Genomic DNA, 17,402 nt, shown 5'->3' with positions numbered 1-17,402 from the left:
CTGAATAAATGGCTACCAATCAAACCGCCGCACCTGAATCTGCCGCCGCACCGGCCAAGGCCAAGAAGCGCGTCAAGAAGAGCGTTTCCGAGGGCGTGGCCCATATCCATGCTTCGTTCAACAATACCATCGTCTCGATCAGCGATCGTCAGGGCAACGTGCTTTCATGGGCGACCTGCGGCAATACCGGCTTCAAGGGTTCGCGGAAGAGCACGCCGTTTGCCGCACAGATGGCGGCCGACAAGGCGGGACGCGGCGCCCAGGAATACGGCGTGCGTTCGCTCGAGGTGCGCGTGAAAGGTCCGGGCCCGGGACGTGAGTCAGCGGTGCGTGCGTTGCACGCCCTGGGATTTGAAATTGCCAATATCATCGACGTGACGCCGATGCCGCACAACGGTTGTCGTCCGGCCAAGCGTCGTCGCGTTTAAGTACATTACGGAGAGAACCACTCAGTGGCGCGTTATACCGATTCCAAGTGTCGTCAGTGCCGGCGTGAAGGCGGCAAGCTGTTCCTGAAAGGCGAGAAATGTTTCACCGAAAAGTGTCCGGTGGACAAGCGCGCCTATGCTCCCGGCCAGCACGGCCAGCAGAAGAGCCGCCTGTCCGATTACGGCAAGCAGTTGCGTGAGAAACAGAAGCTGCGTCGCATCTATGGCGTGCTCGAGCGTCAGTTCAAGAATTACTACCAGGAAGCCGCACGCCACAAAGGCTCGACCGGCGAGGATTTGTTGAAGATGCTCGAATCCCGCCTGGACAACGTCGTGTACCGCATGGGGTTTGGCATTTCGCGCTCCGAGTCGAGGCAGCTCGTGCGTCACAACGCCGTGCTTGTCAACGGCAAGCGCGTGAATATTCCTTCCTATCAGGTCCGGCCGAACGATCTGATCGAGATTGCCACGTCGTCGCGCGAGCAGTTGCGCATCAAGGCCTCGCTCGAAGCGGCGGGACAGCGCGGCATTCCGGAGTGGCTGGACGTGGACGTCAAAGCCATGAAGGGCACGTTCAAGACCGTGCCCGAACGCAACGATCTGCCATCCGAGATCAACGAAAGTCTCGTCGTGGCGCTTTATTCGAAGTAACGTAATCAGTATCTAGCGAGGACGCCCTCATGCAGAGTTCTGCAACCGAATTTCTGAAGCCGCGTCTGGTGGATGTGCAGACGCTTTCTTCCACGCACGCGAAAATCACGCTTGAGCCGCTCGAACGCGGTTTCGGCTATACGCTCGGCAATGCGCTGCGGCGCATACTGTTGTCCTCGATGCCGGGCAGTGCGATTACCGAGGTGAAGATCGAAGGCGTGCTACATGAATATTCGACCCTGGAAGGTGTGCAGGAGGACGTGATCGAGATCCTGCTCAATCTCAAGACGGTCGCGCTGCGCTTGCACGGTCGCCAGGAAGTGACGCTGAAGCTCTCCAAGAAGGGACCGGGCACGGTTACGGCTGGCGACATCCAGCTGGAACACGACGTGGAAGTGGTCGACCCCAAGCATCTGATCGCCACTCTCACCAAGGACGCCTCGCTGAATATGGAACTCAAGGTCAATCGCGGTCGCGGTTACCAGCCAGTGACGGCGCGCACCGGCGAGCCGGGCCGGGCCATCGGTACCATGCAGCTCGATGCCTCCTACAGCCCGATTCGCCGCGTGGCTTATACGGTCGAGAACGCGCGCGTGGAGCAGCGTACCGACCTCGACAAGCTGGTGCTGGATATCGAAACCAACGGCGCCATCAACCCGGAAGAGGCGGTACGGCGTGCGGCCAACATCCTCCAGGATCAGATCTCCATTTTCGTCGAACTCAAGAGCCCCGAGACCGTATCGGAAGAAAAGAAAGAGCCCGAGATGGATCCGCTGCTGCTGCGGCCGGTGGACGATCTCGAGCTGACCGTGCGCTCGGCCAATTGCCTCAAGGCGGAAAACATTTTTTACATCGGCGATCTCATTCAGCGCAGCGAGTTCGAGCTGCTCAAGACACCGAATCTCGGCAAGAAATCCCTCACCGAGATCAAGGACGTTCTGGCCCAGCACGGTCTGTCGCTGGGTATGAAACTCGAGAACTGGCCGCCGACCTCCCTCAGGGAGAGAGAGAAGACCCCGGAGCAACAGGGTTCCGGCATCTGAGAAAACACAAGGCTTAAACCATGCGTCACCACAAGAGCGGCCGTAAACTCAACCGCACCAGCAGTCACCGTCAAGCGATGTTCCGCAACATGGCGGTTTCGCTGCTGCGTCACGAACAGCTGGCGACCACGCTCCCCAAGGCGAAGGAATTGCGGCGCGTGGCCGAACCCCTGATCACGCTGGCCAAGAGCGCGACACTGGCCAATCGCCGACTGGCTTATTCGCGCCTGCGTGACCGCGAGATGGTGGGAAAATTGTTCGATGATATCGGCGTGCGATTCAAGGACCGCCCGGGCGGCTACCTCAGAATCCTCAAGACCGGCTATCGCCGCGGAGATTCCGCGCCCATGGCGCTGGTGCAATTGACCGAACGTCAGACCGTTACCACGGCGGAAGAACCGGCGCCCGCGGCCGAAGGCAAGGCCAAAAAGGTCAAGAAGGCCAAGGCTGCGCCCAAGAAAAAAGCCGCCACACGCAAAAAATCGGCCGCTAAAGCCACAACGGAATAGTGCCGGTTCGATCGAGCGTGTACCAAAAGCCGGGCCCGCGCCCGGCTTTTTTGTTTAAAGGTTGCTTAATAAGTCCTTCCATGGACTTTTTCAGCTCGCTTCGGCGCGGCGCGAACCGATAGCCCTACTCGCTTCGCTCGTTCGTCTTGTCGTATGACGAGCGCCTCGCATTGAAAATCAAACACGCAAGTGTTTGATTTTCAATGCGGCACATCCCTGTGGCGCCTAACAGGCTGCTGAAAAGAATTTTACAGCAGCCTGTTAAAGCGCCGTGAGAGACAATAAGGCAGGTTCGCCATGATTGTCCTTTTTACCGATTTCGGCCTTACCGGCCCCTACGTCGGCCAGCTGCACGCGGTGCTCGCGCGGGAGGCACCGGGCGTGCCGGTCATCGACCTGTTTCATGCGGTTCCAGATTTCAACATCCGGGCCGCCGCCTATTTGTTACCAGCTTATATCCACGAGTTTCCGCCGGGCACGGTTTTTATGTGTGTCGTGGACCCGGGCGTGGGCGGCGCGCGCCGACCGCTCATGCTCAAGGCTGATGGGCGCTGGTATGTTGGCCCGGACAATGGCCTGTTTGAGATGGTGAAGCGCCGTGCCGGTGATTGCGATTGCCGCGTGATCCGCTGGCGACCGCCGCGGTTGTCCGCCAGTTTCCACGGACGTGACCTGTTTGCGCCGGTGGCGGCGCGACTGGCGCGCGGCGAGATGCCGGATTCCGAGCCGGCCGGCTATTTCCCCGACCGCCGGTCCACAGAGTCGATACGGGTGCGCGGTGAAATACAGGATTCCGCTCCGATCACGCAGGCACCTCGCCCGGGAGAGTCTTGGCCGGACGACCTGGCTGAAATCCTGTATGTTGACCATTATGGTAATTGCGTTACCGGTGTGCGTGCGGTGACGATCCGCCCGGAACAGACGCTTCGTGCCGACGGGGAAGTTGTGAAATATGCACAGATCTTTTCGGAAGTGCCACCGGGTGCGGTATTCTGGTACGAGAACGCCAACGGGCTTGTCGAGATCGCTGTCAATTGCGGCAGCGCCGCCGCGCGGCTGGGCCTGAAACCCGGCGATCCCATCGTGTTTCTGGAGAAATGAGCCTCGCATGAAGAATTGGAGCCTGCAGAAACGGGCGCTGTTCATGGTGCTGGCACCGCTCACCGTGGCGGTGCTGTTGTTGGCGCTGCAGCAATTCACCAACGCACGCATTCAGGACCTCGAGCAGGCGCTGCATGATCGCGGGCAGACGCTCGCCACGCGTCTCGCAGCAGCCTGTGAAGAGGCTATTTCAGCCCGTAACCGGAAGCGGTTGGCGGAACTCATCCAGCCGGTATTGAAGGAAAAGAATGTGCTGTCCGTGACAGTGACGGACATGGGGGGCAGCATTCGCGCGCGCGCCGACGTTGACGAGAAGGACAAAAGTCCCGTCACGGATGGCACACGCTACAAATTCCTAGCGCCCATCTATCATGTCGAATCGACCACCGGCACCGCGCCGCGGACGAATGACGCGGTCGAAACGCGCAAGCAGATCGGGTTGGTTTCGGTGACGCTATCCCGCGCCGCGCTGCAGACGGAGCAGAACCGGATATTGTTCCAGAGCCTGTTCATGGTGGCGCTGGGCCTGGTGGCGACCGTGGTGTTTGCGCTGCGCATGGCGCGCACGGTGACACGGCCGGTGTTGTCACTCACCCGGGCGGTGGACAAAATTAAGAACGGCCAGCTCGATCATCGCGTCGCCACCCAGTCGGGCGGAGAAGTCGGCCGACTGGAGGACGGCATCAACGCCATGGCCGCGGCGCTCCAAGAAGCGCGTGACAAGGAGAAAAAACGGTCGGAGGACGCGCTGTTTCTGGAAAAGGTGCGTGCGCAGGTCACGCTTGAATCCATCGGCGACGGTGTCATCACCACTGACGCCGAAGGCCGGATCGTGTACATGAATCCGGTGGCTGAGCAGTTCACGGAATGGAAAGGCGACGCCGCGCGCGGTAAACCGCTTTCCGAAGTGTTCAAGATTTTTGACGAGGATTCCAAGCGCCTCGAAGAGTACCCCATCCATTATTGCCTCCAGGAAGGCCGCGTCATCCGCCACGACAGCCACCATCTGCTGATGAGCCACGAGGGCGGGAAGATCGAAGTCCAGGACTCCGCGGCGCCGATACGTGACCGCGACGGCGCCATTCTCGGCGCCGTCGTGGTATTCCACGACGTCACCGAGATCCAGAGCATGGCGCGACGGATGGCATTTCTGGCGAGCCACGATCCGCTCACGGGACTGCTCAACCGCCGCGAGTTCGAGGCGCGCCTGAATCAGGTCCTCGAAAGCGCCCAGGCCGGGCAGCGCGAGCATGCGCTGCTGTATCTCGATCTCGATCAGTTCAAGATCGTCAATGATACCTGCGGACACATCGCGGGCGATGAGCTCCTGAAACAGCTGGCGAACCACATGCAAAAGGAAATCCGTTCCAGCGACGTGCTCGCGCGCCTGGGCGGGGACGAGTTCGGAGTGGTGCTCGAGGATTGCTCCGTCGACAAGGCCAAGCAAATCGCCGAACTGCTGCGCCAGTCGGTCAAGGATTTCCGTTTTTTGTGGGAAAGCCGCACGTTTGAAATCGGCGTTTCCATCGGACTCGTGCCGATCTCGCGCGACAGCGGCGGGATAACGGAGGTGATGAGCGCCGCTGACTCTGCCTGTTACGTGGCCAAGGACCACGGGCGCAACCGCATCCATATCTACCAGCCGGGCGATCGCGCCATGGCCCAGCGCCGCGGCGAGATGCAATGGGTGCACCGGCTGCGGCAAGGGCTCGAAAACAACAGCTTCGATCTGTATTGCCAGGCGATTGTCCCGCTGAGTGAGGAAACATCCCCGTCCGCGCGTTTTTACGAAATCCTGGTGCGCGTTCAGGACGAGGACCTGGTGCTGCCCGCGGCATTCATCCCGGCCGCCGAGCGATATCATCTCATGCCGTCGATCGACCGTTGGGTGATCAAGACCGTGTTCTCGATGCTGGAAGAATATCAGGCACGGAGCGTAGGTGGCGGCGAACCCGGCAATGCCCGCTTCGCCATCAACCTGTCCGGCCAGTCTCTGGGCGATGAAAAATTCCTGGAGTTCGTCATGCAGCAATTCGCCCAGCACCACATCAGTCCCGCGAACATCTGCTTTGAAATCACCGAAACGGCGGCCATTGCCAACCTGGCGCGCGCACGCGATTTCATTGCGCGATTCAAGAGCATGGGCTGCCACTTCGCGCTCGATGATTTCGGCTCCGGCCTGTCCTCGTTCGGTTATCTCAAGAGCCTGTCGGTGGATTACCTCAAGATCGCGGGCGATTTCATCGAGGGCATGGTCGAAGATCCCGTCGACCACGCGATGGTGGAGGCCATCAACCAGATCGGGCATGTCATGGGACTGACCACCATCGCCGAATCGGTGGAGAACGCCCCGATCTTGAACAGTATCCGCGAGATGGGCGTGGACTACGCGCAGGGTCTGGGGATCGACACCCCGAAGCCCTTGCACCAGGTGTTGCAGCTGCCCGAAGGGGAGTGGAATGCGATCCGCGCGCGGGCGAAGGAAATGTACAACTGAGAAATTACCCGGTCAGCCGTCGTGGTGGCGCGGCGCGTTTCAGAATCTGGCTGAGAAACTCCCCGGTGTGTGAAGCCGGGTTCCGCGCCATGTCCTCGGGCGTGCCGGCGGCCAGCACCTTCCCGCCGCCGTCGCCGCCCTCGGGGCCGAGATCGATGAGCCAGTCGGCGGTCTTGATGACGTCGAGATTGTGCTCGATCACCACCACCGTGTTGCCGTGGTCGCGCAACCGCATGAGCACCACGAGCAACTGCTGGATGTCGTAAAAATGCAGTCCGGTAGTGGGTTCGTCCAGGATATATAAGGTACGCCCGGTATCGCGCTTGGACAGCTCGCGCGCGAGCTTGATGCGTTGCGCCTCGCCGCCGGAAAGCGTGGTGGCGCTCTGTCCCAACTTGACGTAGGACAAGCCGACGTCCAGCAGCGTCTGCAGTTTCTGGTTCACGGCGGGGATGGCGCTGAAGAATCCCGCTGCCGTTTCCACGGTCATGGCCAGCACCTCATCGATGCTCTTGTCCTTGTAGCGGATGTCGAGGGTCTCGCGGTTATAGCGCTTGCCGCGGCAAATATCGCAGGGCACGTAGATGTCCGGCAGGAAATGCATTTCCACCTTGATCAGGCCGTCACCCTGGCAGGCCTCGCAACGCCCGCCGCGCACGTTGAACGAAAAGCGGCCCGGACCGTAGCCGCGTTCGCGCGCCATCGGCGTGGCGGCGAAGAGTTCGCGGATCGGCGTGAACAGTCCGGTATAGGTCGCCGGGTTGGAACGCGGCGTGCGCCCGATCGGCGCCTGGTCGATGTCCACGATCTTGTCGAACTGGTCGAGCCCCTCGATGTCGCGGCAGGGCGCCGGTTCGAGCGCGGCCCCGTAGAGGTGCTTGGCGACCGAGGCATACAGGGTGTCATTGATGAGCGTGGATTTTCCGGAACCGGAGACGCCGGTCACGCAGGTGAAAAGCCCCACCGGTATCGATACCTCCACGTCTTTCAGGTTATTGCCGGTGGCGCCGTGTATTACGATCTGGCGCGCGGGATCGTTGCGCGTCCGCGCGGACGGGATGGTGATTTCCTTTTCGCCACGCAAATAGGCCCCGGTAATCGAACGCGGATGACGCACGATATCCTCGGGCGTGCCCTGGGCCACGATCTCGCCGCCGTGCACGCCCGCCCCGGGGCCGATGTCCAGCACAAAGTCCGCCGCGCGGATGGCCTCTTCGTCGTGTTCCACCACGATCACGGTGTTGCCCAGGTCGCGCAAGTGCCGCAGGGTGTCGAGCAGGCGCGCGTTGTCGCGCTGGTGCAGGCCGATGGAAGGCTCATCGAGCACGTACATGACGCCGACCAGACCGGCGCCGATCTGCGAGGCGAGGCGGATGCGCTGCGCCTCGCCGCCGGACAGTGTCTCCGCCGCGCGCGCCAGCGTCAGGTAATCCAGCCCGACACTGACCAGAAAGCCGAGCCGGTTGGCGACCTCCTTGACGATCTTGGCGGCAATTTCGCCGCGGCTGCCTTCCAGACGCAGGGAATGGAAGAAATCCAGCGCCGCGCGGATTGGCAGCTGGGTGAGTTCGTGCAACGGCCGGTTCTCGATGTACACATGCCGTGCCTCGAGTTTGAGGCGCGATCCGCCGCAGGTTTCGCACGGCTGGTGGCTGAGATACTTCGCCATTTCCTCGCGGACAGAACTGGATTCGGTCTCGCGGTAACGCCGTTCGATATTGGGTATCACACCCTCGAAGGAGTGTTTGCGCCGCGAATGCTGGCCGCGCTCGCCGAGATAAGTGAAGGTGATGATCTCCTCGCCGCTTCCGTGGAGTATCACATCACGTATTTTTTCCGGCAGCTCCTCGAACGGCTTGTCGAGATCGAACTTGTAGTGTTTCGCCAGCGATTCCAGCAACTGGAAATAAAAGGCGTTGCGCCGGTCCCAGCCGCGTATGGCTCCGGCCGGCAGCGGCAGGCTGGGATCGCTGACCACGCGTTCCGGATCGAAGAACTGGCGCACGCCGAGCCCGTCGCAGCTTGGACAGGCGCCGGCCGGGTTGTTGAAGGAGAACAGCCGCGGTTCGAGCTCGGACAGGCTGTAGCCGCAATGCGGACAGGCATAGCGCGCCGAGAAAACCATTTCCTGCGCGCTGCGGCCCTCATCGTCCAATACCACGGTGCGCACCAGGCCCTCGCCCAGGCCAATCGCGGTTTCGAAGGATTCGGCCAGGCGCTGTTCCTGTCCGCGTTGCACCACGACACGGTCCACCACCGCCTCGATGGTGTGCTTGAAGTTCTTCTGGAGTTCTGGCGCTTCGTCCAGCGAGACCACCGTGCCGTCGATGCGCGCGCGGATGTAACCCTGGGCGCGCAGCCGGTCGAGGATGTGCACGTGCTCCCCCTTGCGTGCATCGACCATCGGCGCGAGCAGCATGAGCTTCGAGCCTTCGGGCAGCAGCATGACGTGATCCACCATCTGGCTGACCGTCTGGGCGGAGAGCGTCACGCCGTGTTCCGGGCAACGCGGCTCGCCCACGCGCGCGTACAGCAGGCGCAGGTAGTCGTAAATCTCCGTGACCGTGCCGACCGTCGAACGCGGGTTGTGCGAGGTGGACTTCTGCTCGATGGAAATGGCCGGGCTCAATCCCTCGATCAGGTCCACGTCCGGCTTTTCCATGAGCGCGAGGAACTGGCGCGCGTAGGCCGACAGCGACTCGACGTAGCGGCGCTGGCCCTCGGCATAAAGCGTGTCAAAGGCGAGCGACGACTTGCCGGAGCCGGAAAGCCCGGTGATGACAATGAGCTTGTCGCGCGGCAGGTCGACGTCGATATTCTTGAGATTATGCGTACGGGCGCCGCGGATGCGGATAGATTCCATGATGCTCGACTCGGTGTGACGGCCTGACCGGGGAATCTTCCCGGAGCTGCAGGTCAAATGGCCAATCTGCTAATATACGCAAAACCGAGACCTTTTCCCAACCAAGCCGACCCCAAGCATGCTGTCTTCCGAACGGATGTCCCCCCTCGAACTGCGGGCGAGTATCGGGCTGGCCAGTATCTACGGCCTGCGGATGCTGGGCATGTTCCTGATTCTGCCGGTATTTGCCGTCTATGCTGAGCATCTGCCCGGCGGGGAGAGCCATACCCTGATCGGCCTCGCGCTCGGTATGTATGGCCTCACCCAGGCAATCCTGCAATTGCCGTTCGGCATGGCCTCGGATCATTTCGGACGCAAGCGCGTCATCTACTTCGGCCTGCTGTTGTTTGCCCTTGGCAGCTTTGTCGCCGCTTCCGCCCATGATATTTATATGGTGATTATCGGACGTGCCATCCAGGGGGCTGGCGCTATTTCCGCGGCCGTGACCGCGCTGCTGGCGGACCTCACGCGCGAGGAACACCGCACCAAGGCCATGGCCGTGATCGGCATGACCATCGGCCTGACCTTCGCGCTGTCGCTGGTGCTGGGGCCGGCGCTGTACCATTTGATCAACATTCCGGGAATCTTCGCGATGACCGGCGTGCTGGCGCTGCTGGCCATCGTCGTAGTGAAGACCGCGGTCCCGGATCCGCGTCACAGCCACTTCCATTCCGATGCCGAAGCGGCGCCGGCGAAACTTCGCGATGTGTTGCGTAACCGCGAGCTGAGCCGTCTCAATTTTGGAATCTTTGCCCTGCATGCCGTGCAGATGTCGATGTTCGTGGTCGTGCCGTTCGCGCTCAAACAGACCGGTGGCATCGACGCCAATCACCACTGGCAGGTTTATCTGCCGGTGATGATCATTTCGTTCCTGTTCATGGTGCCGGCGATCATCTACGGCGAAAAAAAAGCCAGGCTGAAAGAGGTTTTTATCGCCTCCGTGGCGCTCATGCTGGCGGCGCAACTGGCCTTTATCACGGCGATCCAGCATTTCTGGGGGATCTTTATCGCGCTTTCAGTGTATTTCGTGGCGTTCAATATCCTGGAAGCGAGTCTGCCTTCGATCATTTCAAAAATTGCACCCGCGGGGTCCAAGGGAACGGCCATCGGTGTATACAACACCTTCCAATCTCTCGGTTTTTTTGTGGGTGGCGCCATGGGCGGGTTGTTGTCGAGTTATTTCGGTGCTTCCGCCGTGTTTATGTTCGGCGCCGGACTTATCGGTGTCTGGCTGGTTCTGGCGTTTCGCATGAAACCGCTGCCGGCGGTGAAAAACCTGATGTTCCCCGTGCGCGAATTGAGTGCGGCGGAGGCGCGCCGCCTGGAAGAAAGGCTCGCCGGAGTGCGCGGCGTGACCGAAGCCAAGGTGATTGCCGAGGAGAACACGGCCTATCTCAAGGTGGACGGCCGCCGTCTGGACGAACAGGCGCTGCGAGCACTCCTGCCTTCCACCTGAAGCTTGTCAGATTTATTTGTGCAGCTTTTTTCACTTCCCGCATTAACATATCGGCATAAGATGAGGAACCAAAGCTGATTCCACAAGTGGATTGTCGAGGCGTTTGAATCTGGCTATGATGAGCGCACCCTAAACTTCACGGAGAATGGTTTTTTATTTAAGGCACAGGGCTCTGTGATCAACCATTGGAGAATCGAGTATGGCACGCGGTGTAAACAAGGCAATTCTGGTAGGTAATCTGGGTCGGGACCCCGAAGTTCGTTATTCCCCCAACGGCCAGGCGGTGGCGAATGTCACGCTGGCAACGTCGGAATCATGGAAGGACAAGACCAGCGGCGAAAAGCAGGAAAAAACCGAATGGCATCGCGTCGTGTTTTTCGGGCGTCTGGCGGAAATCGCCGGTGAATATCTGAAGAAGGGCGCGCAGATCTATGTCGAAGGCCGTCTGCAGACGCGCAAGTGGACTGACAAGGACGGGCACGACCGCTATACCACCGAAATTGTCGCCAACGATATGCAGATGCTGGGCTCACGCGGCGGCGCCGGTGCCCCGAGCAACGACAACTTCAATCAGGACCAGCCGGCGGAAAACACCGGCAGCACGGGAGCCAAGAAGACCACTCCCGCCGTGGCCGGGGAATTTGACGACGACATTCCATTCTGAGCATAAAGAGCAATGTACCAGGCGTGAGGGCGGAACCCTCACGCCTTTTTTATTCCAGGAGGTTAGCCCGGCGGCCAGTGCATAACACGTCCACCGAGCAAATGCAGATGCACATGAAACACCGATTGGCCGGCATCGGCATTACAGTTCAGGACGGTGCGGTAGCCCGAGTCGGCGATTCCGGAGTCTCTGGCGATCCGTGCCGCGGTCAGCAATAATTTTCCGACGAGAGCGGCATCGGCGGGCTTCAGATCATTCAGGGTGGCGGTGTGTTTTTTGGGTATCACCAGCACATGAACCGGGGCCTGGGGGTTGATGTCCTTGAACGCCAGCACATCGTCGTCTTCGTACACCGTGTTGGGCTTGATCTGCCCCGACACCATTTTGCAAAACAGGCATTCTGTTGTCATAAAGGGAGCCCTACTTCGCTGCGCTCGTTCGTCCTGTCATAAAGATTACGCCCTACTGCGCTACGCTTTGTTCGTCTTACCATAATATAATTCCCCCTGGAGTTCTTGATGTGCTGCGCCCAGCGAAGGCCATTCGATGGCACAGCATAGTGCGGAACAAACGGTAAGAAAAGGGCGGACCTGGAGCTGGCAGACCGCCAAATGCCGTCTATATATATCGATTATGAATGGCATAACGAGTGCAGCAGGGTTACATTTATTTATTGGTTACAGATGGGCAATATTTTTGCGGGAGGTGGAAGATGCCTATGTATGAAGAGCCGGTGGTAGGCGCCTTTTACGAGGACGAAGATGGTCGGTCGTTTGAAGTGATTGCTTTCGACGAGAACGACGGATCGATCGAGATTCAGTACGGTGACAGCACAACCGATGAGATCGACCTGGATGACTGGTATGGCTTGGACCTGGAACGGCTTGAATCCGACGAAGAAGACGAAGAAGATCTCGAAGAAACGGATACCAGCAAGTCGACTGACGATGACGTTGATCCGGATGAGGACGACGACGATTCCCCGGATGATGATGACGATGACGAGTAACCAAATGCCGCTTTGAAAAAAGGCGGGCCTGCGAAGGTCAGGGGCAGGCCGTCCTTGGCCTGCCCGCACGACGGGTCAACGATCCAGAGATCATTGACGCGTATCCGTCTCACCCTCGGCGCGCGCTCGCGCGCCTTACCTAAAAACTAAATGCTGCTACTTTCGAAAATGCTGAGGTTATAGCGGGGTTCCGCTTAAACCATATCCTTCAGCATTTTTAACGGCTGACACTTGACCACGTTGCGTGCCGGTTTCGCCTTGAAGATGACTTCTTCCTTGGTGAACGGGTTGATACCCTTGCGGGCTGGCACGGCGGGCTTGTAGACCATCTTGATCTTCATCATGCCGACGAGATTGAAGATGCCCGGACCCTTTTTCAGATCGCGCTCGATGAGGCTGGTTAGCGTATCGAAAACGGCAACGACGTCCTTGCGCTTGAGATTGGTTTTCTCGGCGATGTGGGCGTAGATCTCTGACTTCGTTGTCGGTTTCTTTCCCGGTTTGTTGTTTGCCATGTAGTGCTCCTGAGTGGAAGGTTGGGGTTAAGGGGTTTCCATGAACCGGGCATAATTTAGCGGAAAAACCAGGGGGATAGAAGAGCACAATGGCATTTTTCCCTGAAATTTACGGGTTCCCGGACAATTCTGCCGCGGCATCCATCCCGGCTGATGTGCCCCCTCTGAAATGAAAAATAATTCATTAATTTAGTGATTCTTTTCTTATCCGCTCTCGTTGCACCAACCTCTTGGTGGCGCCATGTCCAATCAGCTCCCTTGCCCCCACCACATGCAGGAGTCTCTGGGCGGATGGCGTGGGCGAAGCCGACGCTGCGTATTGTGTCCTGCCAGGTATCCGGTTAGATCGAGCCGATGGCAGGCAGCTGGATCAGGTTGGCGGATTATCGGTCGCGGATGTGGCGCCAGGCTCGCCCACTCCAGATTCCGGAGAACACTAGACAATGCTTTAAAAATAATGCGTTACAGCGGTCGCCCGGATATAATGCGTCTTGTCTGTCGTATCTCCCGCCCCCATAATCTTGGGGGCGAACTGTTTTTCAGGAGGCTCTGTATGCCGATTTACGAGTATGAATGCGGGGCCTGCGGCCACCGGTTTGAAGTCATCCAGAAGATGAGTGACCCGGCGCTTACCGGCTGTCCCAGCTGTAGCAAGTCAGAACTCAAAAAACTGATCTCCGCGGCCGGATTCCAGCTCAAGGGCACGGGCTGGTATGCCACGGATTTCAAGGGAGGCGCTCAGAAGAAGGAGAAACCCGAACCCGGTGCCACGTCACCCAAGAAGAAGACCGGTGGCTGTGGCGGCGGTACCTGCGGCTGCGCCCACTAATTAAACTAAAGATGATGGCAACCCTGCGTCGTTACCTCATGGCCGGACTGCTGGTATGGGTCCCGCTCGGGGTGACACTGCTGATCGTGGCGTTTCTGGTGGATCTGATGGACCAGACGCTGCGTCTGCTTCCCGAAAGCCTCCAGCCAGAAAACATCCTCGGCTTCCGCATCCCGGGCCTGGGAGCCGTGCTGACGGCCTTGATTGTGTTCGTGACCGGCATGATCGTCACCAACCTCTTCGGCATGCAATTATTCAACATCGGTGAACGGATCCTGCAACGTATTCCGCTGGTCCGTTCGATCTATGCCTCGGTCAAGCAGGTGACGGAGAGCATGTTTTCCTCCGGCAAGTCGTTTCGCAAGGTGGTGCTGGTGGAATACCCGCGCAAGGGGATGTGGTCGCTGGCGTTTCAGACCGGCACCGGCGCCGAGGAAGTCCGGGACAAGACCGGACGGGACGTCACCAATGTTTTCATTCCGACCACGCCGAATCCCACCTCGGGTTTTTTTCTCATGGTGCCGCGCGAAGACGTGATTGAACTCGATATGAGCGTGGACGACGGCCTCAAGATGCTGTTGTCCGTTGGCGTGGTGGTTCCGGAGCCTAAGAAAGACAAAGTTATTGATCCACGCGTGCGCCGGCTCTCTTGAGCGCACTTTTCCCGATAGTCGATAAATTAATAAACAGGTCAGGCATGCGCAGTCATTTTTGCGGCGAACTCAACGAATCCCTCATAGGCCAACACGTCACGCTCTGTGGCTGGGCGCATAGCCGGCGCGATCACGGCGGCGTGATTTTCATCGACCTGCGCGACCGCGCCGGGGTAGTGCAGACCGTGTTTGATCCGGATCAGAAACAGGCTTTTGCCGCCGCCGAGTCGGTGCGGTCTGAGTTCGTGCTGCGCGTGGAGGGCAAGATACGTGCGCGCCCGGCCGGCACCGAAAATCCGCATCTGCGTACCGGGAAAGTGGAAGTGGTGGCCGACGGCATAGAGATTCTCAACCGCGCCGAGGCCTTGCCGTTCCAGCTAGACGAAGCGGACCTCTCGGAGCCGGTGCGCCTCAAGTATCGCTATCTCGACCTGCGCCGCGATTTCATGCAGAAGAACCTGCGCCTGCGCCACAAGGTCACGCAGACTCTGCGTCGCTATCTCGAGGATCACGACTTCACCGAAATCGAAACCCCGATGCTCACCAAGTCCACCCCCGAGGGTGCGCGCGACTATCTCGTGCCCTCGCGCACGCATCCGGGGCATTTCTTCGCGCTACCGCAGTCGCCGCAACTGTTCAAGCAGCTGCTGATGGTGGCGGGATTCGAGCGCTACTACCAGATCACGCGCTGTTTCCGCGACGAAGACCTGCGCGCCGACCGTCAGCCGGAATTCACCCAGGTCGATATCGAGACATCGTTCCTCGACGAGAACGGCGTGATGGATCTCATGGAAGAGATGCTGCGGGTTCTCTTCAGGAACGTACTGTCCGTGGAACTGCCCCATCCATTCCCGCGCATGAGTTACGACGAGTCCGTACGGCGTTACGGCTCGGACCGGCCCGACCTGCGCGTGCCGCTGGAACTGGTCGATGTCGGCGATCTCATGAAGAACGTCGAATTCAAGGTGTTCGCCGGTCCCGCGAACAACCCCAATGGCCGCGTGGCGGCGTTGCGCGTGCCCAAGGGCGGCGAATTGCCGCGCAGCCAGATCGACGGTTACACCGCCTTTGTCGGCCAGTACGGCGCCAAAGGACTGGCCTATATCAAGGTCAATGACGCCGCGAAGGGACGCGACGGCCTGCAATCGCCGATCCTCAAATTCCTGCCGGACGACGTCATTGCCGGGATCATGCAGCGGACTTCCGCGCAGACCGGAGACCTGATTTTCTTCGGCGCCGACACCGCCAAGGTGGTCAACGATTCATTGGGCGCGTTGCGCCTGAAGCTTGGCGAGGATATGGGCCTCAGGCAGGACGGCTGGAAAATCCTGTGGGTCGTGGATTTCCCGATGTTCGATTACGACGCCGATCTCAAGCGCTGGGTGGCGCTGCATCATCCGTTCACCTCGCCCAAGACCGAAGATTTGGATCGCGTCGACATCGATCCCGCGAACGTGAAGGCGCGCGCCTACGACGTGGTGCTGAACGGTTCCGAGATCGGCGGCGGTTCGATTCGCATCCATCGTATGGACGTGCAGGAAAAGGTATTCGCCGCGCTCGGCATCGGGCCCGAGGAGGCGCGCGCCAAATTCGGCTTCCTGCTCGATGCACTCAAGTTCGGCGCGCCGCCGCACGGCGGCATCGCCTTCGGGCTCGACCGCATTTGTGCGCTCATGAGCGGCGTGGATTCGATTCGCGACGTGATCGCTTTCCCCAAGACGCAAAAGGCCGCGTGTCTCATGACCGACGCGCCAAGCGAGGTCGACGAAACCCAGTTGCGCGAGCTGCATATCAAATTACGCAAGCCTCCGGAAAAGACTACCGGCGAGGCAACCTAATATGACAAGACGAGCGTAGCAGGGCTACCTTGTCGTTCCCACCGACGAAAACGTTTAAACGCCCCGAATCGGTTCTGGTCGTGGTTTACACCCGGACCGGAAAAGTGTTGCTCTTGAAGCGCGCGGACGATCCGGATTTCTGGCAATCGGTTACCGGCAGCCTGTTATGGGAAGAAACCGAACCGCGGCAGGCCGCGGCGCGCGAGCTGCGGGAGGAAACCGGGCTTGAGGCCACAGAAGATTTGCGTAATTTACAGCTTACCTATCGCTATCCCATCCTGCCGAAATGGCGCCCGCGCTATGCCCCGGAAGTGCGCGAAAACACCGAACACGCCTTCGTGCTTGAACTTCCCGCTGAAATCCTTATAACGGTGAATCCCGCCGAGCATGCCGGCCATGGTTGGTTTACCATGGACGAAGCTGCGGGGAAGGTGGCTTCATGGACCAACCGTGAAGTCATCGTAAAGCTGAAACCCAAGGTTGAATCGTGTTAACCGCCGCAAACTAGACGTCTTGCCATAACAAACGCCAGGCCCCAAACCGTCGTTCTGCTCCACGGACTGTGGTTCTCGGGCTACATCCTGTTCGTGCTCGCGCGCCGTTTGCGGCGCCACGGATTTACCGTTCATGTGTTTTCCTATCCTTCGGTTCGTGCCGATCTGAGCACGAATGCCGAACGGCTCGCGCGTTTTCTCGACGCGCTCGACGCCGACACCGTGCATCTCGTCGGTCACAGTCTCGGCGGCATACTGATCCGGGCACTGTTTCATTATTCGCCGCCGCGCCAAGCCGGGCGCATCGTGACGCTGGGCACGCCGCACGGCGGCAGCCGCGTGGCCCGGCACCTGAGCCGTCATGCTCTCTGGCGCCGGCTCATGGGGTCAGGCGTGGCGCAACTGCTCGCCGGCACCCCACGGGAATGGTCGTCTCCACCACGCGAGATCGGCGTGATCTGCGGCACACGTTCCTTCGGCATGGGCCGGCTGTTGTATCGCAGCCTGCCGCGGCCGAACGACGGTCTGCTGACCGTGAAGGAGAGCGCCTTTCCCGCCGCGCGCGAACATCTGGTGCTGCCGCTCTCCCACACCGGCATGCTGTTCTCGCACACGCTGGCGCGACAGGTCGCGGCGTTTCTGAGGTCCGGACGATTCGCCCATTGAGACCGGCGATTCCCGCGCGCGGTTGGGGGATGATGGAGGGGAGTGTTACACTGGACGCACCGCTACAGGCGGTTGATGCCTGAATAACATTACGGGATTCCACATGGCCGGCCATTCGAAATGGGCCGATATCCGCCACCGCAAGGG

Annotated in this window: 16 protein-coding genes and 1 pseudogene; 14 read left to right on the top strand and 3 right to left on the bottom strand. The window is 59.8% G+C overall.

The window, feature by feature from the left end:
* Positions 1–8 precede the first annotated feature (8 nt).
* The 6 genes and pseudogenes from rpsK (at position 9) to WB402_RS05020 (ending at position 6,229) form a co-directional block, all read left to right on the top strand.
* On the top strand, positions 9–428 hold the full coding sequence (rpsK, locus tag WB402_RS05045) for a 30S ribosomal protein S11 (RefSeq protein WP_424205824.1): 420 nt from the start codon (positions 9–11) through the stop codon (positions 426–428).
* A gap of 24 nt (positions 429–452) precedes the next feature.
* A complete protein-coding gene (gene rpsD / locus WB402_RS05040) occupies positions 453–1,079 on the top strand; it encodes a 30S ribosomal protein S4 (protein ID WP_424205823.1) in 627 nt (208 codons plus the stop codon).
* Between the two features lie 29 nt (positions 1,080–1,108).
* Positions 1,109–2,122, top strand: a complete 1,014-nt coding sequence (locus WB402_RS05035) for a DNA-directed RNA polymerase subunit alpha (protein WP_424205822.1) — start codon at positions 1,109–1,111, stop codon at positions 2,120–2,122.
* Between the two features lie 20 nt (positions 2,123–2,142).
* Positions 2,143–2,520 (top strand): annotated as a pseudogene (rplQ, locus tag WB402_RS05030) (50S ribosomal protein L17); the annotation flags it as partial.
* Positions 2,521–2,928: 408 nt separating this feature from the next.
* The gene (locus WB402_RS05025; RefSeq protein WP_424205821.1) at positions 2,929–3,732 is read left to right on the top strand and encodes an SAM hydrolase/SAM-dependent halogenase family protein; all 804 of its coding nucleotides are present in this window, start codon (positions 2,929–2,931) and stop codon (positions 3,730–3,732) included.
* Positions 3,733–3,739: 7 nt separating this feature from the next.
* Entirely contained in the window at positions 3,740–6,229 is a 2,490-nt protein-coding gene (locus WB402_RS05020) for an EAL domain-containing protein (protein WP_424205820.1), read from the top strand.
* Positions 6,230–6,233: 4 nt separating this feature from the next.
* On the opposite strand, the gene uvrA is transcribed toward WB402_RS05020, so the two are convergent.
* Positions 6,234–9,092: an excinuclease ABC subunit UvrA gene (gene uvrA, locus WB402_RS05015; RefSeq protein ID WP_424205819.1), complete on the bottom strand. Its 2,859-nt coding sequence runs from the start codon at positions 9,090–9,092 to the stop codon at positions 6,234–6,236.
* Between the two features lie 118 nt (positions 9,093–9,210).
* Between uvrA and WB402_RS05010 the strand changes: the two genes are divergently transcribed.
* Positions 9,211–10,587, top strand: coding sequence for an MFS transporter (locus tag WB402_RS05010; protein ID WP_424205818.1), 1,377 nt, complete (start codon positions 9,211–9,213; stop codon positions 10,585–10,587).
* A 199-nt stretch (positions 10,588–10,786) separates the two neighbouring features.
* A complete protein-coding gene (gene ssb / locus WB402_RS05005; RefSeq protein ID WP_424205817.1) occupies positions 10,787–11,251 on the top strand; it encodes a single-stranded DNA-binding protein in 465 nt (154 codons plus the stop codon).
* A 62-nt stretch (positions 11,252–11,313) separates the two neighbouring features.
* On the opposite strand, the gene WB402_RS05000 is transcribed toward ssb, so the two are convergent.
* Complete coding sequence (locus tag WB402_RS05000; protein WP_424205816.1) at positions 11,314–11,661, bottom strand: histidine triad nucleotide-binding protein; 348 nt, start codon at positions 11,659–11,661, stop codon at positions 11,314–11,316.
* A 302-nt stretch (positions 11,662–11,963) separates the two neighbouring features.
* Between WB402_RS05000 and WB402_RS04995 the strand changes: the two genes are divergently transcribed.
* On the top strand, positions 11,964–12,260 hold the full coding sequence (locus WB402_RS04995) for a DUF6763 family protein (RefSeq protein WP_424205815.1): 297 nt from the start codon (positions 11,964–11,966) through the stop codon (positions 12,258–12,260).
* A gap of 194 nt (positions 12,261–12,454) precedes the next feature.
* Here WB402_RS04995 and WB402_RS04990 read toward each other — a convergent pair whose 3' ends face one another.
* The gene (locus WB402_RS04990; protein WP_424205814.1) at positions 12,455–12,775 is read right to left on the bottom strand and encodes an HU family DNA-binding protein; all 321 of its coding nucleotides are present in this window, start codon (positions 12,773–12,775) and stop codon (positions 12,455–12,457) included.
* 553 nt (positions 12,776–13,328) lie between these two features.
* On the opposite strand from WB402_RS04990, the gene WB402_RS04985 reads away from it, so the two are divergent.
* The 5 genes from WB402_RS04985 to WB402_RS04965 are packed head-to-tail and all read left to right on the top strand — an operon-like array spanning position 13,329 to position 17,255.
* Entirely contained in the window at positions 13,329–13,604 is a 276-nt protein-coding gene (locus WB402_RS04985; protein WP_424205813.1) for an FmdB family zinc ribbon protein, read from the top strand.
* Positions 13,605–13,615: 11 nt separating this feature from the next.
* Positions 13,616–14,257, top strand: coding sequence for a DUF502 domain-containing protein (locus tag WB402_RS04980; protein ID WP_424205812.1), 642 nt, complete (start codon positions 13,616–13,618; stop codon positions 14,255–14,257).
* 44 nt (positions 14,258–14,301) lie between these two features.
* Positions 14,302–16,095: an aspartate--tRNA ligase gene (aspS, locus tag WB402_RS04975; protein ID WP_424205811.1), complete on the top strand. Its 1,794-nt coding sequence runs from the start codon at positions 14,302–14,304 to the stop codon at positions 16,093–16,095.
* A gap of 29 nt (positions 16,096–16,124) precedes the next feature.
* On the top strand, positions 16,125–16,589 hold the full coding sequence (gene nudB / locus WB402_RS04970) for a dihydroneopterin triphosphate diphosphatase (protein WP_424205810.1): 465 nt from the start codon (positions 16,125–16,127) through the stop codon (positions 16,587–16,589).
* 24 nt (positions 16,590–16,613) lie between these two features.
* Entirely contained in the window at positions 16,614–17,255 is a 642-nt protein-coding gene (locus tag WB402_RS04965; protein ID WP_424205849.1) for an esterase/lipase family protein, read from the top strand.
* Positions 17,256–17,402: the final 147 nt, after the last annotated feature.

The sequence above is a fragment of the Sulfuricaulis sp. genome, assembly GCF_049587675.1.
GTDB lineage: Bacteria > Pseudomonadota > Gammaproteobacteria > Acidiferrobacterales > Sulfurifustaceae > Sulfuricaulis.
The sequence above is the reverse complement of the archived record's forward strand: the minus strand, read 5'-3'. Positions and strand labels throughout refer to the sequence as shown.